This is a genomic window from Streptomyces sp. CWNU-52B, assembly GCF_047444975.1.
Classification (GTDB): Bacteria; Actinomycetota; Actinomycetes; order Streptomycetales; family Streptomycetaceae; genus Streptomyces.
On record NZ_JBLFJV010000050.1, the window covers coordinates 220848 to 247817 of the forward strand.

27 protein-coding genes are annotated in these 26970 nt (G+C 72.1%); 13 read left to right on the forward strand and 14 right to left on the reverse strand.

Annotation, left to right across the window (positions count from 1 at the left end):
* Positions 1–51: 51 nt before the first annotated feature.
* On the reverse strand, positions 52–933 hold the full coding sequence (locus tag ACLVWQ_RS33835; protein WP_414113056.1) for an SDR family oxidoreductase: 882 nt from the start codon (positions 931–933) through the stop codon (positions 52–54).
* 86 nt (positions 934–1019) lie between these two features.
* Between ACLVWQ_RS33835 and ACLVWQ_RS33840 the strand changes: the two genes are divergently transcribed.
* Entirely contained in the window at positions 1020–1598 is a 579-nt protein-coding gene (locus ACLVWQ_RS33840; RefSeq protein WP_414113057.1) for a TetR/AcrR family transcriptional regulator, read from the forward strand.
* A 165-nt stretch (positions 1599–1763) separates the two neighbouring features.
* Here the strand turns inward: ACLVWQ_RS33840 and argH are convergent, their stop codons facing one another.
* Positions 1764–3197: an argininosuccinate lyase gene (gene argH, locus ACLVWQ_RS33845; RefSeq protein ID WP_414113058.1), complete on the reverse strand. Its 1434-nt coding sequence runs from the start codon at positions 3195–3197 to the stop codon at positions 1764–1766.
* Positions 3198–3364: 167 nt separating this feature from the next.
* On the opposite strand from argH, the gene ACLVWQ_RS33850 reads away from it, so the two are divergent.
* The 6 genes from ACLVWQ_RS33850 (at position 3365) to ACLVWQ_RS33875 (ending at position 8988) form a co-directional block, all read left to right on the forward strand.
* Positions 3365–4240: a hypothetical protein gene (locus ACLVWQ_RS33850; protein WP_414113059.1), complete on the forward strand. Its 876-nt coding sequence runs from the start codon at positions 3365–3367 to the stop codon at positions 4238–4240.
* Between the two features lie 208 nt (positions 4241–4448).
* Positions 4449–5036, forward strand: a complete 588-nt coding sequence (locus ACLVWQ_RS33855) for a pyridoxamine 5'-phosphate oxidase family protein (RefSeq protein WP_414113060.1) — start codon at positions 4449–4451, stop codon at positions 5034–5036.
* Between the two features lie 2 nt (positions 5037–5038).
* Positions 5039–5740 (forward strand): L,D-transpeptidase family protein, encoded by a 702-nt coding sequence (locus ACLVWQ_RS33860; protein ID WP_414113061.1) that lies wholly within the window; start codon positions 5039–5041, stop codon positions 5738–5740.
* Positions 5741–5998: 258 nt separating this feature from the next.
* Entirely contained in the window at positions 5999–7327 is a 1329-nt protein-coding gene (locus ACLVWQ_RS33865) for a ferric reductase-like transmembrane domain-containing protein (RefSeq protein ID WP_414113333.1), read from the forward strand.
* 19 nt (positions 7328–7346) lie between these two features.
* Positions 7347–8189, forward strand: coding sequence for an FMN-binding protein (locus ACLVWQ_RS33870; protein ID WP_414113062.1), 843 nt, complete (start codon positions 7347–7349; stop codon positions 8187–8189).
* 61 nt (positions 8190–8250) lie between these two features.
* Positions 8251–8988, forward strand: coding sequence for an FAD:protein FMN transferase (locus ACLVWQ_RS33875; RefSeq protein ID WP_414113334.1), 738 nt, complete (start codon positions 8251–8253; stop codon positions 8986–8988).
* 193 nt (positions 8989–9181) lie between these two features.
* On the opposite strand, the gene ACLVWQ_RS33880 is transcribed toward ACLVWQ_RS33875, so the two are convergent.
* From ACLVWQ_RS33880 to ACLVWQ_RS33910, 7 genes are all read right to left on the reverse strand, one after another.
* Complete coding sequence (locus tag ACLVWQ_RS33880; RefSeq protein ID WP_414113063.1) at positions 9182–9718, reverse strand: arginine repressor; 537 nt, start codon at positions 9716–9718, stop codon at positions 9182–9184.
* Positions 9719–9736: 18 nt separating this feature from the next.
* Positions 9737–10957: an acetylornithine transaminase gene (locus tag ACLVWQ_RS33885; protein WP_414113064.1), complete on the reverse strand. Its 1221-nt coding sequence runs from the start codon at positions 10955–10957 to the stop codon at positions 9737–9739.
* Entirely contained in the window at positions 10954–11865 is a 912-nt protein-coding gene (gene argB / locus ACLVWQ_RS33890) for an acetylglutamate kinase (protein WP_414113065.1), read from the reverse strand. Before argB ends, ACLVWQ_RS33885 begins: the two co-directional genes overlap by 4 nt.
* Complete coding sequence (gene argJ / locus ACLVWQ_RS33895) at positions 11862–13055, reverse strand: bifunctional glutamate N-acetyltransferase/amino-acid acetyltransferase ArgJ (protein WP_414113066.1); 1194 nt, start codon at positions 13053–13055, stop codon at positions 11862–11864. Before argJ ends, argB begins: the two co-directional genes overlap by 4 nt.
* Positions 13052–14080, reverse strand: a complete 1029-nt coding sequence (gene argC, locus ACLVWQ_RS33900; RefSeq protein WP_414113067.1) for an N-acetyl-gamma-glutamyl-phosphate reductase — start codon at positions 14078–14080, stop codon at positions 13052–13054. The genes argJ and argC overlap by 4 nt, the downstream gene beginning before the upstream one ends.
* Before the next feature lie 78 nt (positions 14081–14158).
* On the reverse strand, positions 14159–14848 hold the full coding sequence (locus tag ACLVWQ_RS33905; RefSeq protein ID WP_414113068.1) for an SDR family NAD(P)-dependent oxidoreductase: 690 nt from the start codon (positions 14846–14848) through the stop codon (positions 14159–14161).
* Entirely contained in the window at positions 14845–15741 is an 897-nt protein-coding gene (locus ACLVWQ_RS33910; protein WP_414113069.1) for an NAD(P)H-binding protein, read from the reverse strand. Before ACLVWQ_RS33910 ends, ACLVWQ_RS33905 begins: the two co-directional genes overlap by 4 nt.
* 68 nt (positions 15742–15809) lie before the next feature.
* Here ACLVWQ_RS33910 and ACLVWQ_RS33915 point away from each other — a divergent pair, with 68 nt between their 5' ends.
* The 3 genes from ACLVWQ_RS33915 to ACLVWQ_RS33925 all read left to right on the forward strand — a co-directional run bounded on the left by ACLVWQ_RS33915 (position 15810) and on the right by ACLVWQ_RS33925 (position 18541).
* On the forward strand, positions 15810–16619 hold the full coding sequence (locus ACLVWQ_RS33915) for a LysR family transcriptional regulator (RefSeq protein WP_414113070.1): 810 nt from the start codon (positions 15810–15812) through the stop codon (positions 16617–16619).
* Positions 16620–16750: 131 nt separating this feature from the next.
* Positions 16751–17416, forward strand: a complete 666-nt coding sequence (locus ACLVWQ_RS33920) for a HEAT repeat domain-containing protein (protein WP_414113071.1) — start codon at positions 16751–16753, stop codon at positions 17414–17416.
* Positions 17417–17446: 30 nt separating this feature from the next.
* Positions 17447–18541 carry a MerR family transcriptional regulator gene (locus ACLVWQ_RS33925; RefSeq protein ID WP_414113072.1) on the forward strand — a complete coding sequence of 365 codons (1095 nt, stop codon included), beginning with the start codon at positions 17447–17449 and terminating at the stop codon, positions 18539–18541.
* 16 nt (positions 18542–18557) lie between these two features.
* Here the strand turns inward: ACLVWQ_RS33925 and ACLVWQ_RS33930 are convergent, their stop codons facing one another.
* Entirely contained in the window at positions 18558–21044 is a 2487-nt protein-coding gene (locus ACLVWQ_RS33930) for an alpha-L-arabinofuranosidase C-terminal domain-containing protein (protein ID WP_414113073.1), read from the reverse strand.
* Between the two features lie 146 nt (positions 21045–21190).
* Between ACLVWQ_RS33930 and ACLVWQ_RS33935 the strand changes: the two genes are divergently transcribed.
* Positions 21191–21676 (forward strand): DUF6314 family protein, encoded by a 486-nt coding sequence (locus ACLVWQ_RS33935; RefSeq protein WP_414113335.1) that lies wholly within the window; start codon positions 21191–21193, stop codon positions 21674–21676.
* Positions 21677–21680: 4 nt separating this feature from the next.
* Here ACLVWQ_RS33935 and ACLVWQ_RS33940 read toward each other — a convergent pair whose 3' ends face one another.
* From ACLVWQ_RS33940 to ACLVWQ_RS33950, 3 genes are all read right to left on the reverse strand, one after another.
* Positions 21681–22265 carry a histidine phosphatase family protein gene (locus ACLVWQ_RS33940; protein ID WP_414113074.1) on the reverse strand — a complete coding sequence of 195 codons (585 nt, stop codon included), beginning with the start codon at positions 22263–22265 and terminating at the stop codon, positions 21681–21683.
* A gap of 77 nt (positions 22266–22342) precedes the next feature.
* Positions 22343–22816 carry a GNAT family N-acetyltransferase gene (locus tag ACLVWQ_RS33945; RefSeq protein ID WP_414113075.1) on the reverse strand — a complete coding sequence of 158 codons (474 nt, stop codon included), beginning with the start codon at positions 22814–22816 and terminating at the stop codon, positions 22343–22345.
* A gap of 17 nt (positions 22817–22833) precedes the next feature.
* Entirely contained in the window at positions 22834–24282 is a 1449-nt protein-coding gene (locus ACLVWQ_RS33950; RefSeq protein WP_414113076.1) for a PLP-dependent aminotransferase family protein, read from the reverse strand.
* Between ACLVWQ_RS33950 and ACLVWQ_RS33955 the strand changes: the two genes are divergently transcribed.
* Positions 24281–25210 (forward strand): DMT family transporter, encoded by a 930-nt coding sequence (locus ACLVWQ_RS33955; protein WP_414113077.1) that lies wholly within the window; start codon positions 24281–24283, stop codon positions 25208–25210. The genes ACLVWQ_RS33950 and ACLVWQ_RS33955 overlap by 2 nt on opposite strands.
* A gap of 93 nt (positions 25211–25303) precedes the next feature.
* Entirely contained in the window at positions 25304–25501 is a 198-nt protein-coding gene (locus tag ACLVWQ_RS33960) for a DUF1918 domain-containing protein (protein ID WP_414113078.1), read from the forward strand.
* Between the two features lie 27 nt (positions 25502–25528).
* Here the strand turns inward: ACLVWQ_RS33960 and ACLVWQ_RS33965 are convergent, their stop codons facing one another.
* On the reverse strand, positions 25529–26800 hold the full coding sequence (locus ACLVWQ_RS33965; protein WP_414113079.1) for a glycoside hydrolase family 10 protein: 1272 nt from the start codon (positions 26798–26800) through the stop codon (positions 25529–25531).
* Positions 26801–26970 lie beyond the last annotated feature (170 nt).

The window sequence follows — 26970 nt, forward strand, 5'->3', positions numbered from 1 at the left end:
TTCCCCGCGCCCGTGAAGGCCGGAAGACGGCGCAGTTCGCCGCGCGGCCGGTCAGGGCTGGATGTTCTCCAGGTCCTCCAGCAGGCCGGGGTGCTTCGGTTCCCAGCCGAGCGCCTGCCGGGTGTGGGTGCTGGACGAGGGCTGGTCGGTCGCGAAGATCGGGCCGAGCGGGCCGTAGGTCTCCGCCGGCACCGCCTCGACCGGCAGGCCCAGCCGCCGGCCGATGACCGCGGCGATGTCACGCACCGTGTCTCCCTCATCGGCCACGGCGTGCCAGGCCGTGCCGGCCGGCGCCTGCTCCAGGGCGAGCCGGAAGAGGACTGCGGCGTCGAGCGCGTGCACGGCCGGCCAACGCTGTGCGCCGTCGCCCGGGTAGCCGGATACGCCGGACTGGCGGGCGATGCCGGTCAGCATTCCGGCGAACCCGCCCTCGCCCTGGTTGTGGACGGTGCGCGGCAGGCGTACGGCCGAGCTCCGGACCCCGCGCGAGCTCAGTTCCAAGGCCGCCGTGACCGCGAGGCCACGGCCGCCGACCGGCCCGTCGGTCGCCGCCGGGTCGGCCTCGGTGGAGGCCCGCCCCGACGCGAGGGGCGTGCCCGAGACGGTGACGAAGGGGCGGTCGCTGCCGGCGAGTTCCTCGCCGAGGGTCTCGATGGCGGCGGTTTCCTCGGCGACCGACTTCGCGAGGGCTTCGGCACTGCTGAAGTCGTTGCCGAACGCCAGGTGGATCACGCCCTCGGACCGAGCGGCGCCGGCGCGCAGGACGTCCAGATCGGCGAGACCTCCCCGGAGGGACTCCGCGCCGGCCTCCTCGGCGGCCAGCGCGGAAGCGTCGGAGCGGGCCAGCGCGAGGACGGTATGACCGTTTCCGAGCAGTTCGGCGACGACGGCGGAACCGATCAGACCCGTACCACCGGTGACAAAAACACGCATGAGGCTCTCCCGCAGAGTGATGGGACCGTTGTCTCATCACTCTAACAAAGTGATGGGACAAGAGTCCCATCGCATATGATGTTCTTATGGGTCGATGGGAACCGGGCGCACGCGAACGCCTTGTCATGGCTGCTGTCGACCTGTTCACCGAGCAGGGGTACGACGCCACGACGGTCGCGCAGATCGCCGAGCGCGCCGGAGTCACCAAAAGCACCTTCTTCCGGCACTTCCCCGACAAGCGCGAGCTGCTGGTGGCCGGACAGGAGGCGCTGAGCCGGCTGCTGACCGAGGGCATCGCCGAGGCGCCCGGCGACGCGAGCCCGCTCGACGCGGTCGCTGCCGGTCTTGAGCGCGCGTCGAGCGCGATGGGCCCCATGAACCGCGAGCTCGCCCCTCGGCTGAAGGCGGCCATCGCCGCCAGCACGGAACTGCAAGAGCGTGACGCCCTCAAGAGCGTCAGCCTCGCGGCCGCGGTGACAGCCGCGCTGGTCGCCCGCGGCACACCTGAACCGACCGCGGCTCTCGCGGGCGAGCTGGGCATCCTCGCCTTCAAACGGGGCTACGCCGAATGGTCCGAGGGCGACCGCGAAGCCAAGGACGAGTTCGCCGGGTACGCCCTGGCGGCCCTGGACGAGCTGCGCGCGGCGAGCGCGTCGCTGGGCTGACCGGGCAAACCTCGCCCGTCGTTGACCCGTACCCGTAAGAGGTGATGGCCGCCGCGGCGGCCATCACCTCTCGGAACCTGCGCGAACCCCGCCGGCCTCCCCTCAGTTCCCTGAGGGGGCGCCGTCCTACCGCTCGTCCTTACCGCTCGTCCTTACCGCTCGCCCTTACCGCTTGTCCTTCGCCGTCGCCCACGCGTGCTGGACCGCCACGTCCGACTTGACCTCGGTGAGCTGTACGGCGACCGCGCTCGGGGCCGTGCCACCGCGGGCGCTGCGGGAGGCGAGCGCACCCGGCACGTTGAGGACGGAACGGACCTCGGGCGTGAGGTGGGCCGAGATCTTCGCGAACTGCTCGTCGGTGAGCCCGTCGAGCTCGACGCCGTCGGCCTCGGCGGCCTTCACGCACTCGCCCGCGACCTCGTGCGCCACCCGGAACGGCACCCCCTGCTTGACCAGCCACTCGGCGATGTCGGTGGCGAGCGAGAACCCGGCCGGGGCCAGCTCCTCCATGCGCGCGCGGTTGACCGTCAGCGTGGCCATCATCCCGGTGAAGGCCGGCAGCAGGACCTCCAGCTGGTCGCAGGAGTCGAAGACCGGCTCCTTGTCCTCCTGGAGGTCGCGGTTGTACGCGAGCGGCAGCGCCTTGAGCGTCGCCATCAGACCGGTGAGGTTGCCGATCAGCCGGCCGCTCTTGCCGCGGGCCAGCTCGGCGATGTCCGGGTTCTTCTTCTGCGGCATGATCGACGAGCCGGTGGAGAAGGCGTCGTGGAGGGTGACGAAGGAGAACTCCTTCGTGTTCCAGATGATGACCTCCTCGGCGATCCGGGAGAGGTTGACACCGATCATCGCGGTGATGAAGGCGAACTCGGCGGCGAAGTCACGGGAGGCCGTGCCGTCGATGGAGTTGCCGACGCTGCCGTGCTCGAAGCCGAGGTCCTCGGCGACCGACTCCGGGTCGAGGCCGAGGCTGCTGCCCGCGAGCGCGCCCGAGCCGTACGGCGACACGGCGGTCCGCTCGTCCCACTGCCGCAGCCGCTCGGCGTCCCGGGAGAGGGCCTGCGCGTGGGCCAGTACATGGTGGGCGAACAGCACGGGCTGGGCGTGCTGGAGGTGGGTGCGGCCGGGCATCGCCACGTCCGGGTGCGCCTCGGCCAGGCCGATCAGCGCGTCCTGGAGCTCGGCGATCAGGCCGCCGAGGATCCGGGCGTGGTCGCGCAGGTACATCCGGAAGAGCGTCGCCACCTGGTCGTTGCGCGAGCGGCCGGCGCGCAGCTTGCCGCCGAGGTCCGGGCCGAGCCGCTCCAGGAGGCCGCGCTCCAGGGCGGTGTGGACGTCCTCGTCGGCGATGGTGCCGACGAGAGTGCCGTCCTCGACGTCGGCCGCCAACTGGTCGAGCCCCGCGAGCATGCGGTTCAGCTCGTCGTCGTCGAGGAGGTGCGCCTTGTGCAGCACGCGCGCGTGGGCACGTGATCCGGCGATGTCGTAGGGCGCCAGCCGCCAGTCGAAGTGGACGGAGGCCGACAGCTTCGCCAGGGCCTCGGCGGGACCGTCGGCGAACCGACCGCCCCAGAGCCGTACGTCACCGCTGTTGCTGCTCACTTGTTGGGCTCCTCACAGTGCGTTCGCTTCATGCATGAGTATGCAGAGGTCTGCATGTTTCGTCAATTCGTGAAGCCCGTTGAACGCGAGAAACCGCTTTCGCGTATTTCACCGCGAACGCCGGCGCCGCGTCTGTACACCCACTCTGACCCAAGTGAGGCATCCCCATGTCCAGGGCTCTTCCGAAGTACAACAAGCGCCGCGTGGCGATCATCGGCGGCGCTGCCGCGGTGGCGTTGTCCGGAGCGGTGATCGCAGGTTCCGCCCTCGCCGGGGAGACGTCCAAGAGCGGCAACGGCCAGGCAGCCACACCCCTCGCGTCCCCCGGCACGATCAGCTGCCCGGCGGTGGAGGGCAGCCTCCCGGCGATCCCCGCCTCCGCCCAGGACGAGGTCACCCGCAACCTCGCCCTGCTCGACACCCAGATCGCCGAGGCCGACCAGCGACTCATCGACACCGTCGGCCAAGGCGGAGCCAACTTCGTCCAGAACGCCATCCTCGGCCCCCTCGAAGACAAACGCACCGCCGTCCTCAACCGCATCGAAACCGCCATCGGCCGCACCGCCGACAAACCCGAAGGCCTCGAAGCACTCGCCCCCTGCACCCTGAACGCCGACGGTGCGGCCGGGGCGGGCGACGAGGCGGGCGACGGGGCCGGGGCCGAGCCGACCGAGGGCGCCACCGAGGAAGCCGGCGAAGACGCGGGCGACACCGGGAACGGCGCCGAGGACGGGGGCGAGGCGGGCGCCGTCGGCACCGTCGACTGCCCCGAGGTCGAGTCGAGCCTCCCCGCGATCCCCGCCTCCGCCCAGGACGAGGTCACCCGCAACCTCGCCCTCCTCGACACCCAGATCGCCGAAGCCGACCAGCGACTCATCGACACCGTCGGCCAAGGCGGAGCCAACTTCGTCCAGAACGCCATCCTCGGCCCCCTCGAAGACAAACGCACCGCCGTCCTCAACCGCATCGAAACCGCCATCGGCCGCACCGCCGACAAACCCGAAGGCCTCGAAGCACTCGCCCCCTGCACCCTGAACCAGTGAGCCAGTAGGCCCGCCCACTCGACCGGTCGACCCACCGACCGACCGACAACCGATCCCCCCACGGGCGCCCCGCACATCCGGCGGCCGGGGCGAGCCCGGGAGCCGGGAGCCGTCAGGCCCCGGCTCCCGGGTGTCCGGTCGTTCGTGGCAGGACGCGACACGGCAAGTCGTTAGACAGGCGAATGACTTACGTCGATAATCGTTCGACATGGGAAAGACCTACGCACGCATAGACGGCCGCCTGCGCGAGTTCATCGAGGCGCAGCCCCTCTTCTTCACCGCGACCGCGCCCCTGTCGGGCGACGGCACCGTCAATCTGTCCCCCAAAGGACTGACCGGTTCGTTCGCGGTTCTCGACGACCTCACCGTCGCCTACCTGGACTTCGCGGGCAGCACCGCCGAGACCGTCGCGCACCTGCGGGAGAACGGCCGGATCACCCTGATGTGGTGCGCCTTCCAGGGCCCGCCGAACATCGTCCGTGTCCACGGACGGGGCGAGCCGGTCTTCCGTGACGACCCGCGCTTCGGGGAACTCCTCGCCCGCTTCCCCGACATCGATCCCACCCCGCACGGCCTGCGGGCGATCATCGTGGTGACCGCCGAACTCGTCCGTGACTCCTGCGGATACGCGGTGCCCTTCATGGCGTACGACGAGGACCGCGACCTGCACGCCAGGCGCTTCGCGCGGGAGGACGACGTCTCGCTGAACGCGTACTTCGAGAAGAAGGAACACGTGGAGACCAGCCTGGACGGCCTACCCGGGCTGCCGCTGCCCCTGCCTCCCCGTACCGTCTGAGCATGCGTCCCGGAGCCGCCGCCCTCGCGTCCGTGTCCCTTCTCGTCCTGGCCGCGGGGCCGGCTCCCGAGCCCGTGCCCCCGCTGCCCGAGCGGATGGCCGACACGGGCGGCGGCAGCCAGCTCATCACCGCGCGGGCCGCCCGGACCTCCTCGACGACCGGCACGCTCACCTGGTGGAGCCGTCGTGACGGGCGCTGGGTCCAGGCCGGTTCCGCGCCCGCGCGCTTCGGTGCCAACGGGCTCGTCGAGGGCTCCTCCCGCGAGCAGGGCACGAACACCACTCCCACCGGCCTGTACGACCTGCCGTACGCCTTCGGTGTCGAACCCGCGCCCGAGGAGACGGCCATGCCGTACCGCCGGGTGACGCGGACCTCCTGGTGGTGCCAGGACAACGCCTCCCGCTCCTACAACCGGTGGACCGACCCCCGCCCGGCCGACTGCCGTGCCGCCGAGTCCGAGCACCTGATCTCCTACGGGACGCAGTACGCGTACGCACTCGTCGTCGGCTTCAACTACGCGCGGCCGGTGCGCGGGCGCGGCGCGGGCATCTTCCTGCACGTCGACGGGCGTGGTGCGACGGCCGGCTGCGTGTCCGTGCCCCGGGACGCGATGCGGCGCCTCCTCGACTGGGCCGACCCCGGCCGGCGGCCGCACATCGCCATCGGGACGGACGACGGACCCACCTCGCTCACCGGCTACTGACCCGCTGTCACCCGCCTGTCGGCCGGCTGTCCACCGGCTGTCCGCCCGCTGCTGACCTGCGCGCGGCCCCGCCGGAGAGGTCCGCGCCGTCCTCCGTCACCGCGGGTCCCGGCAGTTCACCGCTCGCACCCCCGGCCGTTGAACACACCGCCGCCCCGGGACGTACCACTGGGCCGAGGGGTCACTCCCCTTCCCAGCGTCCCCCACGGAGGAACCGTGAGCACGATCGCCGGCGGTCGCGCCGCGCGGCGCCAGACGATGCGCCGTATCCGCCCTCGCCGCTCCCCCGCCATCCCGTTGCTGATCGCGGTATGGGCGGGCGCGGCCGGAGTCGTCTGGCTGTGGTGGAGCAACACGCCGTCCATCGCGGACGACAAGAGCCGGATCCTGAACGCGGGCCGGATCACCGGTCTGCTCGCCGGATACCTGATGGCTCTCGTCGTCCTGCAGATGGCCCGGGTACCCGCCCTGGAACGCCGAGTCGGCTCGGACCGGGTGGCCCGCTGGCACGCCATGAGCGGCCGTTACATGCTCTGTCTCGTCCTCGCCCACATCGGACTGACGATGTACGGCTACGCCCTCCAGGCGAACACCGGGGTCGTCGACCAGACCATCGACTCGGTCAAGACCCTGCCCGACATGGGCAAGGCGGCGATCGGCACGGGGCTGCTGCTGTTCATCGGCCTGATCTCCGTCGGCGGACTGCGCAAGCTGATCCCGTACGACACCTGGTACCACATCCACCTGCTCACCTACGCGGCCGTGTACCTGTCGTTCTGGCACCAGCTGTCCACCGGCAACGACTTCGCCGTCGAGCCGACCGCGACCACGGCCTGGTACGCGCTCTACGGGACGGTCACCGCGCTGGTGCTCTGGTACCGGGTGATCGCGCCGATCCGGCTGAACATGCGCCACCGGATGCAGGTCGAGGAGGTCGTCGAGGAGGCGCCCGGCATCGTCTCCGTGCTGATCAGCGGGAAGCGGCTGCACCGGATCGGTGCCGAGCCGGGGCAGTTCTTCCGCTGGCGGTTCCTGGCGCCCGGCATGCGGCTCAGCTCGCACCCGTACTCGCTGTCGGCCGCGCCGCGCCCCGGTCTGCTGAGGATCACCGTCAAGGCGCTCGGCGACCACAGCACCGCGCTCAAGGGCCTGAAGCGGGGCACCCGGGTGTGGGCCGAGGGTCCCTACGGGGCGCTCACCGCCTCCCGGCGCAGCCGCGGAAAGGTGCTGCTGATGGCCGGCGGCGTGGGCATCACCCCGATGCGCGCGCTGTTCGAGACCCTCCCGGCGGCGCGCGGCGACCTCACCCTGCTGTACCGGGCCAACAGCACCCAGGACCTGGCGCTGTGGGACGAGTTGTCGGCCATCGCCGACGAGCGCGGCGCCCGGCTGATGTACGCGGTGAACAGCCCCGACGGGGAGCGCCCCGACATCAACCCGGAGACGCTGCGCCAGAAGCTGCCCGACATCGACGACCACGACGTGTTCCTGTGCGGGCCTCCCGGCTTCGCCCAGGGCGCGTACACCGCACTGCGCGGCGCCGGCGTACCCGCCCGCCGCATCCACCACGAGTCCTTCGAACTCTGAGGAACGGGAGTCCGGACCGATGAAGAAGAACCATCCCCTGCGCCGCGTCGTGCTGGCCGGTGCCGCCACGGTGTCCGGAATCGTCCTGCTGCTGGCGCTCAAGCCGGCCTCGGACCCGGCGTCCGCGTCCGCCGAAGGCGCGCCACAGGGCCGGCAGTCGGTCGCCCCGCAGGGATCCGGCGGAGCCCAGGCCGCCGCCGGCACCCAGGCCCAGATGCTCACCGGTGACGTCGTCAAGACCGAGTACGGCAACGTCCAGGTCCGTGTCACGGTGGCCGGCGGGAAGATCACCTCGGCCGCCGCCCTGCAGTCGCCGAGCGGCGGCCGCTCCACCACGGTCAGCACCGACGCGGTGCCCAAGCTCAACAAGGCCGCCGTCACGGCCGGCAGCGCCGACATCGACGCCGTCTCCGGCGCCACCTACACCAGCGGCGGCTACAAGAAGTCCCTCCAGTCGGCCCTCGACAAGGCGGGTGCGCCCGGCGGCGGTTCGGCCGAGGCGGGCGCCACGGGCGGCGGCAGCGGCTCGGGCAGTGGTTCGGGCAGCGGCTCCGGCGACGCGAGCGGGTCGGGGGCGGGCGCCGCCCAGGCGAAGACCGTCACCGGCAAGGCCGTCACGACCGACTACGGCCCCGTGCAGGTACGGATCACCGTGGCCGGCGGGAAGATCACCAAGGCCGAGGCCGTGCAGTCGCCGAGCGGCGGCCGCAGCAGCCAGGTCACCGGTGACGCGGTGCCCAAGCTGAACAAGGCCGCGGTCGCCGCGGGCACCGCCGACATCGACGCCGTCTCGGGCGCCACCTACACCAGTGGTGGCTACAAGGAGTCCCTGCAGTCGGCCCTGGACCAGGCCGGTGGCTGAACCGGCTGAACCGGCCGGGCCGGCCGAGGCCCCCTCGGCGGTGCGTCACGCGGAGGAGGTGATGGGCACGGTCTTCTCCTTCGACATCCGGGGCGGTGAACCCGAGGCCGTACAAGCCGCGTTGGCACAGGCCGTCGCCCAGCTCCACGCGGTGGACGCGATGTTCAGCACCTACCGCGAGGACAGCCAGATCTCCCGGCTGGCCGACGGCCGGACGACCGTCGACGCGTGCGACCCGCAGGTCGCCGAGGTGCTCGAACTGTGCGCCGAGGCCGAGCGGTTGAGCGACGGCTGGTTCAGTCCGACGTACGAGGGTGTCATCGACCCGACCGGCATCGTGAAGGGCTGGTCCGTCGAACGCGCGGCGCTGCGGCTCTTCGAGGCCGGGGCGAGCGGGGTGAGCGTGAACGGCGGCGGGGACGTGCAGATGTACGGCGTGCCGGGGCCGCACCGGCCCTGGCGGGTCGGTGTGGCGGACCCGCTGCGTCCGGGTGGTCTCGCCGCCGTGGTCTCCGCGGCGGGTGTCGACCGGCTGGCCGTGGCCACGTCGGGCTCCGCCGAGCGCGGTACGCACATCGTGGACCCGAGCACGGGGCGCTCCGCGGTCACCGACCTGGTCGCGGTGACCGTCGTCGGACCCCGGATCACCTGGGCGGACGCGTGGGCGACGGCGGCGTTCGCGATGGGCTCCCGGCAGGGACTCGCCTGGCTGGAGTCGCTGCCCGGCATCGAGGGGCTGCTGATCACGGCGGGCGACGAGGTCAGATGCACGGGGGGCCTGGCCGGCCTGCTGGGCTGAGCCGGCCTGTTGTGTCGGGTGCGCGTGTGAGTGCGGGTGCGGGTGCGGGTGTGAGTGCGGGTGCGTCGTGGCTGGTCGCGCAGTTCCCCGCGCCCCTGAAAGACGGGGCCGCGCCCGGGGTTTTCAGGGGCGTGGGGAACTGCGCGGCCGGCCCCCGCCGGGGCGCACCCGGCGACGAACGCGGGGCCGTGTCTCAGTGATGGCTCTGGGCCAGCCGCAGCAAGTGGTCCGCCAGGGCCTGCCCGCCCGTCGGGTTCCGGCTGATCAACAGCAACGTGTCGTCCCCCGCGATCGTCCCGAGGATGTCCTGCAACTCGGCCTGGTCGATGGCCGAGGCGAGGAACTGCGCGGCCCCCGGAGGCGTCCGCAGGACCACGAGGTTCGCGGACGCCTCGGCCGAGATCAGCAGCTCCGAGGACAGCCTCCGCATCCGCTCCTCCTTCGCCGACTCCCCCAGCGGAGCACGCGGGGTACGGAAACCCCCCTCGCTCGGCACCGCGTAGATCAGGTCGCCGTCGTTGTTGCGGATCTTCACCGCGTTCAGCTCGTCCAGGTCCCGGGAGAGCGTCGCCTGAGTGACGTTCAGCCCGTCGTCGGCGAGGAGTTTCGCCAACTGGCTCTGGGAGCGCACCGGCTGCCGGTTGAGGATGTCCACGATCCGGCGGTGGCGTGCGGTGCGGGTCTGCGGAACGGCAGGCCCCGCCTGGTCGTGATCCTGCGCCTGACTCATCGTCGTCTCATTCTCCGGTCATTCTCCGGTTCGTCCGTCGCCGTCGGTCACCGCGTCGAGAACACCGGGGAGGGCCCGGAGGAACGTGTCCACCTCGTCCTCGGTGATGTTCAGGGGCGGCATCAGCCGTACGACATCGGGGGCGGGCGCGTTCACCAGGAGGCCGGCGTCCTGAGCCGCCTGTTGTGCGCGGGGTGCGAGCGGCTCGGTGAGCACGATACCCAGGAGGAGGCCGGATCCCCGGACATGGCCGATCAGCGGGTGGCCGAGGGCTTCGATTCCCTCACGCAGCTTCTCCCCCGACCGCTTCACGTTCTCCAGCAGGCCCTCGCTCTCGATCGTGTCGAGGACGGCGAGGCCGGCCGCGCAGGCGACCGGGTTCCCGCCGAACGTCGTGCCGTGGTGACCGGGCTTCAGGAACTGGGCGGCGCGCCCGAAGGCGACGGTCGCGCCGAGCGGCAGGCCGCCGCCGAGGCCCTTCGCCAGCGTGACGACGTCCGGCAGGACGCCTTCGTGGGCCTGGTACTCGAACCAGTGTCCGGTCCGGCCGACGCCGGTCTGCACCTCGTCCAGGACGAGGAGGCTGCCGGTGGCGGCGGTGATGGCGCGGGCCGCCTTCAGATAGCCGGGCGGCGGCACGACCACGCCGTTCTCGCCCTGGATCGGCTCGATGACGACCAGCGCGGTGTCCTCGGTGACGGCGGCGGCCAGCGCCTGCGGGTCCCCGTACGGGACGTGGGTGACGTCGCCGGGCAGCGGCAGGAACGGTTCGCGCTTGCCCGGCTGGCCGGTGAGCGCGAGCGCGCCCATGGTCCGGCCGTGGAAGCCGCCGTCGGTCGCCACCATGTGCGGGCGGCCGGTCAGCCGGCCGATCTTGAAGGCGCCCTCGTTGGCCTCGGCCCCCGAGTTGCAGAAGTAGACACGGCCGTCCCGCCCGAAGAGCTGGAGGAGCCGTTCGGCGAGCGCGACGGGCGGCTCGGCGACGAAGAGGTTGGAGACATGGCCGAGCGACGCGATCTGCCGGCTCACGGCCTCGACGATCGCCGGGTGGGCGTGGCCCAGCGCGTTCACCGCGATCCCGCCGACGAAGTCCAGGTACTGCGTGCCGTCCGCGTCCCACAGTCTGGTGCCCGCGCCGCGGACCAGGGGCAGCCGAGGGGTCCCGTAGTTGTCCATCAGCGCGCCCTGCCAGCGCTGGGTGAGCTTTCCGTTGGCGGTCAGCTCTTCGTCGGCGGTCATGCGTCCCCCTCCGCATCGGGCACGACCATCGTGCCGATGCCTTCGTCGGTGAAGATCTCCAGCAGGATCGAGTGCTGGACCCGGCCGTCGATCACGCGGGCGGTGTTCACGCCGTTGCGCACGGCGTGCAGACAGCCCTGCATCTTCGGCACCATGCCGCTGGCCAGTTCGGGCAGCAGCTTCTCCAGTTGCTTCGCGGTGAGCCGGCTGATGACCTCGTCGGAGTGCGGCCAGTCCTCGTAGAGCCCCTCGACGTCGGTCAGGACCATCAGGGTCTCGGCGCCCAGCGCCGCAGCGAGTGCCGCAGCCGCCGTATCAGCATTGACGTTGTAGACATGCCCCAGATCACCTTCGTCCTGGCTACGGGCGATCGAGGAGACGACCGGGATCCGCCCGTCGGCGAGCAGTGCCTCGATCGCGCCCGTGTCGATCGCGGTGATCTCACCCACCCGCCCGATGTCGACCAGCTCCCCGTCGATCTCGGGCCGGTGCTTCGTGGCGGTGATGGTGTGCGCGTCCTCGCCGGTGAGTCCCACGGCGAGCGGACCGTGCTGGTTGAGCAGCCCGACGAGTTCCCGCTGGACCTGGCCCGCGAGCACCATGCGTACGACGTCCATGGCGTCCTCGGTGGTGACCCGCAGGCCCGCCTTGAACTCGCTGACGATGCCGTGCCGGTCCAGGGCCGCGCTGATCTGCGGGCCGCCGCCGTGCACGACCACGGGCTTGAGGCCTGCCTGGCGCAGGAACACGACGTCCTGGGCGAACGCGGCCTTCAGGTCCTCGTCGATCATGGCGTTGCCGCCGAACTTGATGACGACGGTCTTTCCGTTGTGCCGGGTCAGCCAGGGCAGCGCCTCGATGAGGATCTGGGCCTTGGGCAGCGCGGTGTGCTTCCGCGTGGCGCTCATGACGAGTAGGCGCTGTTCTCGTGCACGTACTCCGCGGTGAGGTCGTTGGTCCAGATCGTGGCGGTGTCGTCGCCGGCCGCGAGGTCGGCGACGATGTGGACCTCCCGGTAGCGCATGTCGACCTGGTCGCGGTCCTCGCCGACCGAGCCGTTCCGGCACACCCAGACGCCGTTGATGGCGACGTTCAGCAGGTCGGGTTCGAAGGCGGCGGACGTCGTGCCGATGGCGGAGAGCACCCGGCCCCAGTTGGGGTCCTCGCCGTGGACGGCGCACTTGAGGAGGTTGTTGCGGGCGATGGAGCGGCCCACCTCGACGGCGTCGTCCTCGCTCGCCGCGTTCACGACCTCGACCTTGATGTCCTTGCCCGCGCCCTCGGCGTCCCGGATCAGCTGCTGTCCGAGGTCGTCGCAGACGGCCCGTACGGCCTCGGCGAACTCCGCGTACGCAGGTGTGATGCCCGAGGCGCCGGAGGCGAGCAGCAGCACGGTGTCGTTCGTCGACATGCAGCCGTCGGAGTCGACCCGGTCGAAGGTGACCCGGGTGGCCGCCCGCAGTGCCTGGTCCAGTGCGGCGCTGTCGACGTCGGCGTCCGTGGTGAGGACGACCAGCATCGTGGCGAGGCCGGGGGCGAGCATGCCCGCGCCCTTGGCCATGCCGCCGACGGTCCAGCCGTCGCCCGTCACGACCGAGGTCTTGTGGACGGTGTCGGTGGTCTTGATGGCGATGGCGGCCTTCTCGCCACCGTGCGGGCCGAGTTGGGCGACGGCCTTGTCGACGCCCGGCAGCAGCTTGTCCATCGGCAGGAGGATGCCGATGAGGCCGGTGGAGCAGACGGCGACCGTGCCCGCGGCGTGACCGCCGGTGTCGTCGGCACCGGCGGTGTCGAGGCCGGCGGCGTTGAGGGACTCGGCCACCTTCTCCGCGGTGGCGTGGGTGTCCTGGAAACCCTTGGGACCCGTACAGGCGTTGGCGCCACCGGAGTTGAGGACGACGGCGGTCAGCTCGCCGCCCTTGAGGACCTGTTCCGACCACAGGACCGGGGCGGCCTTGACGCGGTTGGAGGTGAAGACGCCCGCGGCGGCGAGACGGGGCCCGTGGTTGACCACGAGGGCCAGGTCGGCGCCCCCGCTCTCCTTGATCCCGGCGGCGACACCGGCCGCCGTGAACCCCTGTGCTGCCGTGACACTCACGGTGCGACTCCGATCGTGGAAAGCCCCGTGGTCTCGTCGAGTCCGAGGGCGATGTTCATGCTCTGGACGGCACCGCCCGCGGTGCCCTTGGTGAGGTTGTCGATGGCGCTGATCGCGATGATGCGCCCCGCGGCCTCGTCGTACGCGACCTGCACCTGAACGGCGTTGGAACCGTGGACGGACCCGGTCGCCGGCCACTGCCCCTCCGGCAGCAGGTGCACGAACGGTTCTTCGGCGTAGGCCTTCTCGTAGGCGGCCCGTACGGACTGAGCGGTGACGCCGGGCCGCGCCTTGGCGCTGCACGTGGCGAGGATGCCGCGGGGCATCGGGGCGAGGGTCGGCGTGAAGGAGACGGTGACGGGTCCGCCCGCGGCCGCGCCGAGGTTCTGGATCATCTCGGGGGTGTGCCGGTGGACGCCGCCGACCCCGTACGGGGACATGGACCCCATGACCTCGCTGCCGAGCAGATGCGCCTTGGGGGACTTGCCGGCGCCGGACGTCCCGGACGCGGCGACGACGACCGCCTCGTGCTCCGCGAGGCCGGCCGTGTAGGCGGGGAAGAGCGCCAGTGAGACGGCCGTCGGATAGCAGCCGGGCACGGCGATGCGCTTCGTCCCCTCCAGCGCGGCACGGCCCCCCGGCAGCTCCGGGAGGCCGTAGGGCCAGGTCCCGGCGTGCGCCGAGCCGTAGAACCTCTCCCAGTCGGCCGGGTCCTTCAGCCGGAAGTCGGCGCCCATGTCGACGACCAGGACCTCCGGCCCGAGCCGCTCCGCGACGGCGGCGGACTGCCCGTGGGGCAGGGCCAGGAAGACCACGTCGTGGCCGGCGAGGACCTCGGCCGTGGTCTCCTGGAGCACCCGGTCGGCGAGCGGCAGCAGATGCGGCTGCAGCGCGCCCAGCCGCAGGCCCGCGTTGGAGTTGCCGGTCAGGGCGCCGATCTCGATCCCGGGGTGCGCCAGAAGCAGCCGCAGCAGCTCCCCGCCCGCGTACCCACTCGCTCCGGCCACTGCCGCACGTACCGCCATGGAACCCTCCTCTTGGAAGGCATGACTATACGTTTCGCCGCAGGTTTATGCAATATCGGGCGTCGCGGCCCGGTGGCTCTACCAGGGCACCTGCTGGTCCTGGTGGTTGAGGTACCGCAGACCCGGTTCGCCGCTGTGGCGGTCGATCGTGTCCACCACGCCCGGGACGGACTGGTCGATGGACAGTGGTGCGTCCGGGCCGCCGAGCCCGGTGCGGACGTGTCCGGGGCAGATGAGCAGGAGGGTGTGCGCGGCGTCGGCGTACCGGGCGGCGTAGCTGCGCATCAACTGGTTCAGAGCGGACTTGCTGGCGCGGTAGGTGTCCTGGCCGCCGTTGGTGTTGAGGCTGACGCTGCCCTGCCGCGACGACATGACACCGATGGTCCCGTTCGGCGTGACCAGCGAGCGCAAGGACTCGACCACGCGCATCGGGCTGAGCGCGTTGGTGACCATGACCTCGGTGAACATCTCCTCCGGGACCTCGCCGATCGGAATGTCGCCCCGCGTGACGGCGGCGTTGACGAACAGCAGGTCGAGGGTGCGCTCCGCGAGGCGGTCGCGCAGCGCGGTGATCTGCTCCGGCTTCGTCGTGTCCAGCGACTCGACCGTGACGCCGCCGCCCGACGCCTCGGCCAGCTCGTGCAGACCGGTGCGCCCGCCGCCCCGTACGGTGCCGATGACGTCCCAGCCGCGGCGCGCGTACTCGGCGGCCAGGGCGAGCCCGAGACCGCGGGACGCCCCGACGACGAGAACGGTCCTGGCGCTCACGCCAGCACCGCCGGCTTCAGGACCTCTTCGCACCATTGACGGAAGGTCGTCGGGCTCGCGGTCCGCGGGGTGCGCGGGACGCCGTCGTCGAGGCCGTCGTCCTTGGCGCGCATCATGTCCACGAAGCCTTCGGCGACCGCGTTCCCGATCCCGTGTCCGGTGAGGGCGGCGCGGAAGTCGTCGAGCGACTGCCTCTCGTAGCGGACCGGACGGCCGAGCACGTCGGAGATGACGCGCGCCATGTCGTCGGCCGAGAGGTCCTCGGGGCCCAGCACCGGGACCTCGCCCGCCCCCGTCCACGAGCGGTCGAGCAGCAGCGTCGCGGCGGCTGCGGCGATGTCCCGGGTGGCGGCCGCCGGTGCCTTGCGGTCGGCGGTGACGGTGTCGGTGAACACACCGTGGTCGCGGATCGACGCCACCTGCCGCAGCAGGTTGTCCATGAAGGACGGGTTGGCGAGCGCCCGGTAGGCCACGCCGGTGCTCGCGATGAGGTCGTCCATGGCCAGCGACGCCGTCACGTGCCCGGCGCGGCCGGCGACAGGGGTGCCGCGGCCGAGCGCCGAGACGCCGACGACGTGTGTCACGCCGTGGGCCTTGAACGCCTCGGCGGCGGTGCGGGTGAACCCGGAGTACACCGCGTCCATGCTCGGTGCCCGCGGGTTCGACGGGACGACCCAGAAGACGGCGTCCGCGCCGGCGAAGGCCCGGTCGGCCACCGCGGCGTCGCCGTGCGAGCCGGTGACGACGTCGACGCGGTCGCGGGCCGCGGCGGGAAGCTTCCCCGGGTCGCGCACGATCACGCGCAGCTCTTCCTCGTGAGCGGGAGCCTCGGTGAGCAGGATGTCCAGGAGCCGGCTGCCGATCTGGCCGGTGGGAGTGGTGATGACGATCATGTTTCGAGTCTCGGCGCGGTCCCCCCGCGGCGTCCAATACCCTTCCCGGCGATTGATACCTTGAGGGCATGGATCTGGATCTGCGCAAGCTCCGCTACTTCGTCGCGGTGGCCGACCACCGGCACTTCGGCCGGGCGGCGGAACAGCTCTACATCGCACAGCCCGTTCTCAGCCGTCAGATCAGGGCCTTCGAGCAGGAACTGGAGTGCGCGCTGTTCGTGCGGACCACCCGCAGCGTGGAACTGACCGCCGCCGGGAAGCAGCTCCACGAGGAGGCGCAGGGCGTCCTCGCGGCCGTCGCGGCGGCGGTGCGGCGCGTGCACGACGCCGACCACAGCGTCCAACGGCTCGTGGTCGCCTTCTCCCCCGGACTGCACGTGTCGGACGCGCTCCGGGCCTTCACACTGCGCCACCCCCACGTCGAGACCGACGTCGTCCCGGCGCGCTGGTGGGAGCAGGACGCGCCGCTCCGGGACGGGCGGGCCCAACTGGGCTACCTGCGGCGGCCGTTCGACGACTCGGGGCTGCGCACCGTCCCCATCGGCCACGAACCCCGGGTCGCCTGCATGCCCGCGGCGCACCCGCTGGCGGGCCGTGGCGAGCTGACCTCCGCGGACCTCGCCGACGAGCGGAAGCTCGACACACCAACGCGGCGCACGTCGACACTCGAGGAGAAGTTCGAGCTCATCGCCTCCGGGCACGGCATCGCGCTCGTCCCGCTGAGCCTCGCGCGCTCCTACTCCCGACCCGACCTCGTCCATCTCACCGTCACGGACCTCCCCCTGATCGAGACCTGCCTGGCCGTCCTCGAAGACCGGCGCGAGCCGCTGGTGCGCGACTTCCTGGAGATCGCCACCGCGACGCTGCGGTGCGCCTGAGAGATCAGCGGACGGTCCGCCGATGCTCGGCCGGGGCACGGACGTGGCCCGGCCGGGCCACGGACGGCGGCCGTGCGGTTGACCTTGACACCGTGACAAGGCATTCACTCCTCACCAAGGAGGTGGTTCCGATGACGGCCACAGGACAGGAAACAGCTGCGGTACAGGCTCTTCGGGGACTGGCGGACGACCGTTCGTCCGTGCGGCTGCGGGCCGCTCTGGCCGTCGGTACGACGCCCGACCCGCGCTGCGTCGACCCGCTCGTCGAGCGCTGCGCGACCGAGCCGGACTTCCTCGTCCGCGACATGCTGACCTGGGCGCTCACCCGCCACCCGGTGGCCCTCACGCTCCCCGCGCTGGTCCGCGAACTCCGCTCGGACCGTGCGCGGGCCCGGAGTCAGGCGCTGCACACCCTGTCCAAGCTCGGTGACCGCCAGGCGTGGCCGGCCATCACACCGGCGCTGCTGTCCGACGCCGACGACGAGGTGGCGCGCACCGCCTGGCGGGCCGCGGTCGTGCTCGTACCGGAAGGCGAGGAGTCCGCCCTGGCCTCCGCACTGGCGACGCAGCTCGGGCGCGGTGCGCGGGAGACCCAGTTGAGTCTGAGCCGGGCGCTGGTCGCGCTGGGGGACGTGGCGGTGCCCGCTCTGCGTACGGCTACGACGGCCCCTGACGAGCGGGTACGCGCACACGCGCTCGCCACACAGCGGCTGCTGCGCGAGCCGGACACCGGGTTCGAGTTCGCGATCGAGGAGGCCAAGCGCGTCGTGGCCCTCGGCGGGCACGGTGAACAGTGACCAGAGGGACGAGAAGAGGGACGGCAAGGCGTGTTGATCGGTGAGGTGGCGCGGCGGTCCGGGGTCAGCGCCCGCATGCTCCGGCACTACGAGTCGCTCGGCCTGGTCCGGCCCTCGGGCCGTACCGGCTCCGGTTATCGGGAGTACTCCGGCGACGACATCCGGCGGATCTTCCACATCGAGAGCCTGCGGTCGCTGGGACTGTCGCTGCGGGAGATCGGGCGCGCGCTCGACGACCCCGGCTTCACGCCTTCGGCACTCGTCGGCGACCTCGTCCGTCGGACACGCGAACGCATCGCGGCCGAGAGCGAGTTGCTCACCCGGCTCACCCGCATCGACGCGGCGGAACCCGCCGGCTGGGAGGACGTCCTCCAGGTCGTCCCGCTCCTCCAGGCGCTGGGGTCGAAGAGCGCCGACGCCCGCCAGCGCGCGGCCCTGGCCTCGGCCGACGCCGTGCCGGTGCCGGTGGAGGCCCTGGTCGAGGTGGCGCTCGGCGAGAGCGACCCGAACGTCGCCGGGGCCCTTCGGTGGGCACTGGCGCGTTCGGGCGACGGCGGCTGCGCACTGCTGGCGGAGGCCCTCGGCTCACCGGTGGCCGCGGTGCGCAGGCGCGCCGTCCAAGCCCTCGCCGAACTGCCCGAGGATCCCGGCTCTCCGGACGCTCCCGGATCTCCCGGATCTCCCGGATCTCCCGACAATCCTGACAACCGCGACAAACGCGACAACCGCGACGGTGGGCCCACCGCGCGGCTGCGCGACGCCCTCGCGCACCCCGACACCGTGGTCCGCGGGTACGCGGCGCTGGCGCTCGGGGCACGCGGCGCGGCCGAGGCGGTCCCGACCCTCATCGACCTGATCGTGGAGGGGCGCAACGACACCGACGCGGCCGACGCGCTGAGCGTGCTGGCGGTCGACACCGCGACGGCGGACCGGATCGCGGCCGGGCTGGTCGACCGCCTCGCCCACGACACCACCGGGGCGCCCGCCCGCGGCCGGCTGACCCAGTCACTGGCGGCCGTCCCGGGGCCGACGGCGTCGCGTGCCCTCCTGGAGCTGTCGCACGACGAGGACCGAGCCGTCGCACTGACGGCGACGTACCTTCTCCGGCTGCGCGCCGCACAGTGACGGTGGCCCGGCCCGGCTACCGCCGTCCGACGCGCAGGAACGTCACCGAGTTCGCCGGGAAGGTGTACGTGAACTTCTTCGCGACCCCCGAGAAGGTGGACGTGACGGGCGCGACGGCCGTGTCCGTCTCGGTGTTCACCGCGTCGGGGGCCGCGCTGAGCGTGGTCACGGCGGCGTTCGGGCGGACCTTCGCGCCGCCGAGGTCGATCGCCGTACGGGCCTCCGCGGCCTGGGCGTTGACGACCTTGACGATCAGATCGCCGGTCCTCGCGTCCTCGGTCACGACCTGCCGGAACGGCTCGGCGGGCTTGTCGTCGGTGAACCCGCCCCACTCCTGTCCGTCGAGGTGGAGGGTCACCTGCCGGCCGCGCACCTTGATGTCGATGTCGTAGGTGCGGCCCGTCTCGATCGACCCGGCCTTGGAGATCAGCGTCGACTTGCCGCCGTCCACGGCCTGTTCGACGGCGGACCGGGTGTTGTTCCAGCCGCCCAGGTTCCACCAGTAGTAATTGCCGGTGTCCTTGACGCCGAACGCGACGAGGAAGCCCTCCTTGCCGGACTTCTTGGTGGTCTTCACCCGCACGTCGTAGTCGTGCCAGGCCGGGTCGCCCGCCGACACCATGGTGTTCTCGGCGGCCTCGTCGCTCTGCACGTACTGCCCGTCCTGGACGCTCCAGCTGCCGCCGCCCGTGTGGGTCCACCGCGCCGCGTCACCGGAGAAGTCGTCGGTGAGCAGCGGCGTGCCGTCCGCGCCGGTCACCGACACGTCGTCGTACGCGGCGCTCGTCGCCCAGGTCGACAGGCCGACCGCGCCCGTGATGGGCCCGCTCAGCGACGGGGTGGCGGTCGCGCTCGACGGTACGACGCGGTCGCCGACGTTGCGCATGAAGAGCTTCTGGACCTCGTAGTTGGCGGAGTTCCAGGAGGCGTGGTTGTTGAACCAGATGAGGTCGGGACGCCACTGCACGTAGTCCTCGTTGGCGAGCAGCGGGGCGTACGAGGCGAGCTTCACGATGTCCGCGTTGCGTTCGAGGCCGGTCATGAACGCGGCTTCGGAGAGGGCGTTCTTGAAGGTGTTGCCCTGTGAGGCGTACTCGCCGAGGAAGACCTTCGGGCCGTTCCTGTCGTAGGTGTCGTAGCGGTCGTTGTTCTGCAGGAACCACTGCGTGCTGTTGTAATAATGCTCGTCCACCATGGCCACGTTCGCCTCGCGGTTGAGCTGCCAGGCCGTGTCGAACGTCGAACCGGCGTCGTCCGGGCCGGAGTTGGAGATGACGGTGACGTCCGGGTACACCGCCTCGACGGCCGTACGGAACCGGGTGAAGCGCTCGAAGAACTCGGTCGGCAGGTTCTCCTCGTTGCCGACGGCGAGGTGGGTGAGGTGGAAGGGCTTCGGGTGCCCCATCCTGGCCCGCTTCGCTCCCCACTCGCTGGTCACCGCGCCGTTGGCGAACTCGACGAGGTCCAGGGTGTCCTGGATGTGGCGCTTCAGGAGCACCTCGTCGTCGACGGCCTGGTTCTGGCCGCAGCCGGTGACCAGGGCGGGCACCACGGGCAGCGGCATGGCACCGATGTCCTCGGAGAACTGGAAGTACTCGTAGTAGCCGAGGCCGTAACTCTGGTTGTAGCCCCAGAAGTTGGCGTTCGTCGGGCGCTGCTCGACCGGGCCGACGGTGTCCTTCCACTGGTAGGCGCGCTTGCGCTCCCAGCCGGACGCCTCGTCGTACCCCTCCATGCTGCCGGTGTTGACGAGGCAGCCGCCCGGGAAGCGGACGAAGGCGGGGTCCAGGGCGGCGATCCTCCGGGCGAGGTCCTCGCGCAGCCCGTGACCCTTGTACGTGTCGTGCGGGACGAGCGAGACCATGTCGAGCGCGGCCGGGGCGTCCGCGGCCACCGTGAGGCGGCCGGTGGCGCTGGTGCGGGTCGCGGTGAGGCGTGCCGTGTACTTGGCCCAGCCGCCGTGTGCGCCGACGCGCCTGGCCGCGGCCAGTTCGCCGGCGGCGTCCGCCAGAGTCACCGTGAGGGCGGACGTGCCCTCGGCGCGGGCCCACACCGAGAAGTCGTAGACCTTGCCCTCCCGCACCGGGATACCGGTGTTGTAGCCGGAGTTGGTGACGGACGAGCCGCCGTCCAGGGCGAGGTAGGTGCGGTTGCGGGGGTCGAGCCGGCCGTCGTCGTCCGCGGTGGTCGCGGTGCCGGTGGCGGCCCAGGAGGTGAGGGGGGTGTACGCCAGGTTGTCGGCGGTCGAGTACTCGAACGACCGGTTCTGCACCAGCTCGGCGTACAGGCCGCCGTCCGCGGCCCGGTTGATGTCCTCGAAGAAGACCCCGTACATCGTGTCGTCGATCTTCGCGCCCGAGGCCCTCGGGTCGACGGTGATCGCGTAGTCGGCGGCATCCTCGGCGACCGCGGTCGGCGGGGCCGGAACCAGGAAGGAGGCGGCCAGCAGGGTGGCGGCCGTGAGGGACAGTCTCCAGCGAGTACGGGTACGGGCATGCGACATGGATCCTCCGCGGCTCTGAGAGGGGTGCGACATGTTCGAGATACCGGACGCTGATCAGAACTTCGAACGGCAAGATAGGGGCAAGGTAGGCAGGAGGCAGGAGGGCGTCAATGGGTTGGACAGGAGAGGCCGCGGTGACGGAGGGGATGGCCGAATTCCGGCCGGTGGACGATGTGCTGGCGTACCTCGCCGGGAGCTGGCACGTGGAGCGCTCGGTGCGGGATCTCGCGAGCGGGGCGACCGGGACCTTCACCGGGACGACGGTGTTCGAGCGGCTGGACGGCGACGGCGACAGCCCCGACTCCGACTCCGGCCCCAGCTCCGTCTCCGGGCTGCTCCACCACGAGTCCGGCACCTTCGTGTGGCAGGGCGTGGCCCGGCCCGCCGAGCGCACCCTGCGGTTCCTGCCGGGCGACGAGGCCGGGCGGGCCGACGTACGGTTCGCCGACGGACGCCCCTTCCACGACCTGGACCTGACCTCCGGGCGGTACGTCGCGGACCATCCGTGCTCGGCGGACCTCTACCGGGGCGAGTTCACCGTCCAGGACGCGGACCGCTGGCGGACGGTGTGGCGGGTACGCGGCCCCGCCAAGGACCTGGTCCTCACCACGGACTACCTACGGTCGCGCTGACGGACTACATGCGGTCGTACTGAGGGTCGAACCGGAGGTTCCAGCGGCCGGCCCGCCCGGTGAGCGTGGCCGTCGACAACGGGCGGACGTCGAAGTTCCAGTACGTCGACGGGTGCGCCTTCAGGGCGTAGACGAGCGCGGCGCGCACGACCGCCGGTTCCACCACGGCCACGATCCGGCCGCCGTCGTCGGCGGGGCGGGTGTCGAGCCAGCCGCCCACCCGCTGGATGAACTCCACCAGCGGCTCTCCGCCGTGCGCCGCGGAGTACGGGTCGGCGAGCCAGGCGTCCACCGCCTCGGGTTCACGGGCCATCGCCTCGCCGAGCGTCAGACCGCGCCAGCGGCCCATGTCGCAGTCCCGCAGGGCCGGCTGGACCAGCGGCGTCAGCCCCAGCCCGTCTCCGGTGGCCCGGCTGCGCGGCGTCGGCGAGCAGTACCGCAGTTCGGCCGCCGCCAACGGCAGCAGGACGTGGACGACACGCTGCACCTCGCCCCAGCCCGCCTGGTCCAGCGGCCGGTCGTCGTCGAAGCGCTCGGCGAGCAACGAGGAACCGCGGGCGGCGGCGATCAGCGTGACCCGAACATGCATGCGGCGATGGTGAGCGCCGAAGGTGACCAGGTCAAGGGGTGATCGACGGCGCTCACCGAATACTCACGGACACAAGGTCATTCGAGGCCCAGTGCCATCCACCGTTCCGGCTGTGCGAGCGGCCTGAACCCCAGCTTCTCGTACACCCCGTGCGCGTCCTCCGTGGCGAGCAGCACCCGCCGCAGTCCCAGCGGCCTGAGGTGGTCGCACACCGCGGCGACCAGCGCGGTGCCGAGCCCCTCGCCCCGCGCGGAGGGGTCCACGTACACGTCGCACAGCCACGCGAAGGTCGCCCCGTCGGTCACCACGCGCGCGTACGCCCGCTGGCCGCCCGACACCGTCTCGTACACCCCGAAGTTGAGCGATCCGGCCATCGCGCTCTCGTGCCGCGCGCGCGGCCGCCCCATCGCCCAGTACGCGTCGGTGGCGAGCCAGTGGTGGACCCGGTCGACGTCGATACGCGCGGGGTCGGCGGAGATCTCGTAACCCTCGGGGAGTTCGTAGCTCTCGGGGAGCTCATGGCCCTCGGGCAGGCCCGGTATGTCGTTCATGGCGGGAGATTCGCAGGTCATGTCCCCGCTGTCGAACCGATTTCCGCGCAGGCCGCACGCAGCCGCCGGACGCCCTCGGTGATCTCCGCGATGCTCGCGACCGCCGCGAAGCTCAGCCGCAGATGGGCGGCCGGGGGCTCGGCGCTGAAGTACGGGCGGCCCGGGGTGACGGCCACGCCCGCGCGCAGGGCGGCGGCGAGGAGGGCCTGCTCGTCCGTGCCGTCGGGCAGCCGCAGCCACAGGTGGTAGCCGCCGGACGGGATGTGCGGCAGGGACAGTTCGGGCAGTCGCAGCCGCAGCGCGGCGGCCATCGCGTCGCGCCGGCCGCGCAGCTCGGCCGAGACGGCGCGCAGGTGGCGGGGCCAGGCGGGCGAGCCGACGAGTTCCAGGGCCGCCTCCTGGAGGGGGCGCGGTACGAAGAAGGTGTCGACGATCTGGATCGCCCGCAGCCGTTCCAGCACGGGCCCGCGGGCGGCGAGCGCGCTCACCCGGAAGCTCGGTGAGGTCGCCTTGGTCAGCGAGCAGACGTGCACGACGACTCCGTCGGGGTCGTCCGAGGCGAGCGGACGCGGCAGCGGCCCCGCGTCCTCGTGCACGAGCCGGCGCACGAAGTCGTCCTCGACGACGAACGCGCCGGCCTCCCGGGCGATCCGCAGCACCTCGCCCCGCCGCTGAGGAGCGAGCACCGCGCCGGTCGGGTTCTGGAACAGCGGCTGGCAGACGAAGACCCGGGCGCCGGTGGCCCGGAAGGCGTCGGCGAGCAGCTCCGGCTTCACCCCGTCCCGGTCCACGGGCACGGGTACGGGCCGTTGTCCGCCCGCACGGGCGATGGCGAGCATGCCGGGGTACGTGGGCGACTCGACGAGGACCGGGGCGCCGGGCGGGGCGAGTGCGCGCAGCGCGGTGGTCAGCGCGGACTGGCCGCCGGCCGTGATCAGCACCTCGGCGGCGGTGATGGCGCCGCCGATGCCCCGGGCGAACCACTCGCGCAGCTCCGGCAGCCCGTCCACCGGCGGGCGCGCCCAGGCCCCCGGGCGGCGGCCGGCCCGGGAGAGCGCCGCGGCCATCGCCCGTTCCGGCTGGAGCGCGGGGTGCAGATAGCCGCCGTTGAACTCGATGACGCCGGGCGGTGGCGCGGCCAGCGAGACGAGCACCCCCGAGGCGTCCACCGTGCGCGGTACGAGGTCGGACACGGCGTCGGCGCTGAGCGCGACCTCCTGCCACGCGGTGTCCCCGACGGCGGGCCCGGCCTCGCGCGGCCCGGCCCGGAACGCCCCCGCGCCGGGCCTGGTCACCACGAGCCCCTCCGCGGAGAGCTGGGCCAGCGCCCGGGACACGGTCACCGGGCTCACCCGGAACCGCTCGACGAGTGCCCGGCTGGACGGCAGCTTTCCACCATGGGAGTAGCGGTCCAGCTCCTCCCTCAGCCGACTGGCCAGATCACCGACGCTGCTACGCTCTTGCATGAGAGCAGACAATAGCGCTACCGCACGCACCGCGATAGCGGTCCCCGCCGAGCCGATGGCCGCCCAGCCGGGCCCCAGGTCCGGCACCCTCCTCGCCGCGCTCGGTGTCGTCGCCTTCTCGCTCACCTTTCCCGCCACCGCGTGGGGACTGGAGGGCTTCGGCCCCTGGTCGCTCGTGGCGGTGCGGAGCGTCCTGGCCGCGCTCGTCGCGGGCGGCTGCCTGCTGGCCCTGCGCGTCCCGCTCCCCGACCGCCGGCACCGGGCGGGGCTGGCCGTCGTCGGCGCCGGGGTCGTGCTCGGGTTCCCGATGCTCACCACCCTGGCCCTGGAGACGTCGACCACCGCGCACGCCGCGGTCGTCGTCGGTCTGCTCCCCCTGACGACCGCCCTGTTCTCGGCGCTGCGCGTCGGCACCCGCCCCTCCCGCACCTTCTGGGTCGCGGCGTCCGCGGGCGCCGTCGTGGTGATCGCGTTCACCGTGCAGCAGAGCGGCGGCTCCCTGAGCAGCGCGGACGCCTATCTCTTCGGAGCGCTCCTGGTCTGCGCGGCGGGCTACACGGAGGGCGGCCGGCTGGCCCGGGTGATGCCGGGCTGGCAGGTCATCGGCTGGACGCTGGTCCTGTGCCTGCCGCTCACGGCTCCGGTGGCCGCGATCGCGCTGTCGCAGGAGCCCGTGCGGCTGACGGCGCACAGCGTGGCCGGGCTGTTGTGGGTCGCGGCCGGCTCGCAGTTCCTCGGCCTGGTCGTCTGGTACCGCGGCATGGCCGCGATCGGCATCCCGAAGGCCAGCCAGTTGCAGCTGGCGCAGCCGCTGCTGACCCTGGTGTGGTCGGTGCTGCTGCTGGGTGAACACCTCACCCCGGCCGCCCCGCTGACGGCCGCCGCCGTGCTCGTCTGCATCGCCGTCACCCAACGGGCACGGGGCTGAGCGGCGCCCCCGGGCCGGTCCCAACTCGCGCTACGCGCCGTAGACTTGCGGTCACGAATCGCCACTCCCGTGCGGACCGAGGAGGCCCTACAGATGCAGGCAACCGTAGGCGACCAGCTGCTGGTGCACGGCAGGATCGTCGGGCAGCACGACCGGGTCGCGGAAGTCATCGAGGTACTCGGACAGCAGGGGAACCCCCCTTACCGGGTCCGCTTCGAGGACGGTCACGAGACCTTGATGTCGCCGGGCCCCGACTGCGTGGTCCAACGCCGCGAGGACACTCCCGGATAGCCGGGCGCGGGACGTCCCCGGCGAGGCTCAGCGGGTGGGCTTCGCCGGCCGCTGGTAGTGGTCGGCGACCACCCGGGCCATGGCCCCGATCTTGTCCTCCCCCACCTCCTTGGCCGAGAAGAACACATGCCCCTGCACCTCCGGGTGCTTCTTGGCGAGGGTGAGGTGCCGGGACAGTTCGGCCGGGTCCCGCCAGGCCGCGGGCTGCGCCGGGTCACCGGCCTTGTAGAGCGCCTCGCCCACGTACAGCACGGTTCCGCTGCCCCGCGCGACCTTCGCCCACCAGGGGACGAGCGTGGCGTAGTCGGCGGCGGCGAAGCCGATGTTCCAGTACACCTGCGGGCAGATGTAGTCGATCCAGTTCTCCCGGACCCATTTCCTGGTGTCCGCGTGGAGATCGTCGTACGTCTGCACGCCGGCCCGGGTGTCCGAGCCCAGCGGGTCGGTGGCGGCGTTGCGCCACACCCCGAAGGGGCTGATCCCGAACTTCGTACCGGGCCGCACCTTCTTGATCCGGGCGGCCGTCTCCCGCACCAGCCGGTCGATGTTGGCGCGCCGCCACGCCGCCCGGTCGGAGTAGTCGCCGCCGTGCGCGGCGTACGCGGCGTCGTCGTCGAAGACCTGGCCCGCGACCGGATACGGGTAGAAGTAGTCGTCCCAGTGCACGGCGTCGACGGCGTACTTCTTCACCGCGTCGAGCATCGCGTCCTGGACGAAGGCGCGGACCGCCGGCAGACCGGGGTTGTAGTAGAGCTTCCCGCCGTAGGGCACGACCCAGTCGGGGTGCCGACGGGCCGGGTGCGAGGCCACGAGCTTCGTCGGGTCCGTGTGATTGGCGACACGGTACGGGTTGAACCAGGCGTGCAGTTCGAGCCCCCGCGCGTGGGCCTCCTTCACGGCCGTGCCCAGCGGGTCCCAGCCGGGATCCTCGCCCTGCACCCCGGTGAGGCACTGCGCCCAGGGCTCATGGGGCGAGGGCCACAGGGCGTCGGCGGTGGGGCGCACCTGGAAGATCACGGCGGTCAGCCGGCGCTCCACCGCCCGGTCGAGGTGCGCGAGCAGTTCGGCGCGCTGCCGGGCCACGGTGAGGCCGGGCTTCGAGGGCCAGTCCCGGTTCGCCACGGTCGCCACCCACATGCCGCGCAGCTCACCGGCGGGAGCACGACGCCCCGGGTTACGGGAGTCCCCGCCCCCGGAGCCGCCGGAGCCTTCCGACAGCTCGGCCGCGACGGCCAGCCCCGCCGTGACCAGTCCCGACAGCCCGACCGCCGCTGTCGCCGCGAATCCCCGTCGTGACATACGCCTCATGCCGCACACCCCAGAAACAGTGGGTCCGCCTGGTCACGGACCGTCCACCTGGCACAGCATGCCCGACCCGGCCCGTCGTACGTGGACAGATCCGGAGTAACGTGCGTGTCGGCTACAGGTACCGGGCACCGGATACGCACCGGCCCCATGACAGTGAGAGC

Coding starts and splice junctions, on each gene's coding strand:
- ACLVWQ_RS33835 (WP_414113056.1), bottom strand. CDS start 933: ATGCGTGTTTTTGTCACCGGTGGTACGGGTCTGATCGGTTCCGCCGTC.
- ACLVWQ_RS33840 (WP_414113057.1), top strand. CDS start 1,020: ATGGGTCGATGGGAACCGGGCGCACGCGAACGCCTTGTCATGGCTGCT.
- ACLVWQ_RS33850 (WP_414113059.1), top strand. CDS start 3,365: ATGTCCAGGGCTCTTCCGAAGTACAACAAGCGCCGCGTGGCGATCATC.
- ACLVWQ_RS33855 (WP_414113060.1), top strand. CDS start 4,449: ATGGGAAAGACCTACGCACGCATAGACGGCCGCCTGCGCGAGTTCATC.
- ACLVWQ_RS33860 (WP_414113061.1), top strand. CDS start 5,039: ATGCGTCCCGGAGCCGCCGCCCTCGCGTCCGTGTCCCTTCTCGTCCTG.
- ACLVWQ_RS33865 (WP_414113333.1), top strand. CDS start 5,999: ATGCGCCGTATCCGCCCTCGCCGCTCCCCCGCCATCCCGTTGCTGATC.
- ACLVWQ_RS33870 (WP_414113062.1), top strand. CDS start 7,347: ATGAAGAAGAACCATCCCCTGCGCCGCGTCGTGCTGGCCGGTGCCGCC.
- ACLVWQ_RS33875 (WP_414113334.1), top strand. CDS start 8,251: ATGGGCACGGTCTTCTCCTTCGACATCCGGGGCGGTGAACCCGAGGCC.
- ACLVWQ_RS33880 (WP_414113063.1), bottom strand. CDS start 9,718: ATGAGTCAGGCGCAGGATCACGACCAGGCGGGGCCTGCCGTTCCGCAG.
- ACLVWQ_RS33885 (WP_414113064.1), bottom strand. CDS start 10,957: ATGACCGCCGACGAAGAGCTGACCGCCAACGGAAAGCTCACCCAGCGC.
- argB (WP_414113065.1), bottom strand. CDS start 11,865: ATGAGCGCCACGCGGAAGCACACCGCGCTGCCCAAGGCCCAGATCCTC.
- argC (WP_414113067.1), bottom strand. CDS start 14,080: ATGGCGGTACGTGCGGCAGTGGCCGGAGCGAGTGGGTACGCGGGCGGG.
- ACLVWQ_RS33910 (WP_414113069.1), bottom strand. CDS start 15,741: ATGATCGTCATCACCACTCCCACCGGCCAGATCGGCAGCCGGCTCCTG.
- ACLVWQ_RS33915 (WP_414113070.1), top strand. CDS start 15,810: ATGGATCTGGATCTGCGCAAGCTCCGCTACTTCGTCGCGGTGGCCGAC.
- ACLVWQ_RS33920 (WP_414113071.1), top strand. CDS start 16,751: ATGACGGCCACAGGACAGGAAACAGCTGCGGTACAGGCTCTTCGGGGA.
- ACLVWQ_RS33930 (WP_414113073.1), bottom strand. CDS start 21,044: ATGTCGCATGCCCGTACCCGTACTCGCTGGAGACTGTCCCTCACGGCC.
- ACLVWQ_RS33935 (WP_414113335.1), top strand. CDS start 21,191: ATGGCCGAATTCCGGCCGGTGGACGATGTGCTGGCGTACCTCGCCGGG.
- ACLVWQ_RS33940 (WP_414113074.1), bottom strand. CDS start 22,265: ATGCATGTTCGGGTCACGCTGATCGCCGCCGCCCGCGGTTCCTCGTTG.
- ACLVWQ_RS33945 (WP_414113075.1), bottom strand. CDS start 22,816: ATGAACGACATACCGGGCCTGCCCGAGGGCCATGAGCTCCCCGAGAGC.
- ACLVWQ_RS33955 (WP_414113077.1), top strand. CDS start 24,281: ATGAGAGCAGACAATAGCGCTACCGCACGCACCGCGATAGCGGTCCCC.
- ACLVWQ_RS33950 (WP_414113076.1), bottom strand. CDS start 24,282: ATGCAAGAGCGTAGCAGCGTCGGTGATCTGGCCAGTCGGCTGAGGGAG.
- ACLVWQ_RS33960 (WP_414113078.1), top strand. CDS start 25,304: ATGCAGGCAACCGTAGGCGACCAGCTGCTGGTGCACGGCAGGATCGTC.
- ACLVWQ_RS33965 (WP_414113079.1), bottom strand. CDS start 26,800: ATGTCACGACGGGGATTCGCGGCGACAGCGGCGGTCGGGCTGTCGGGA.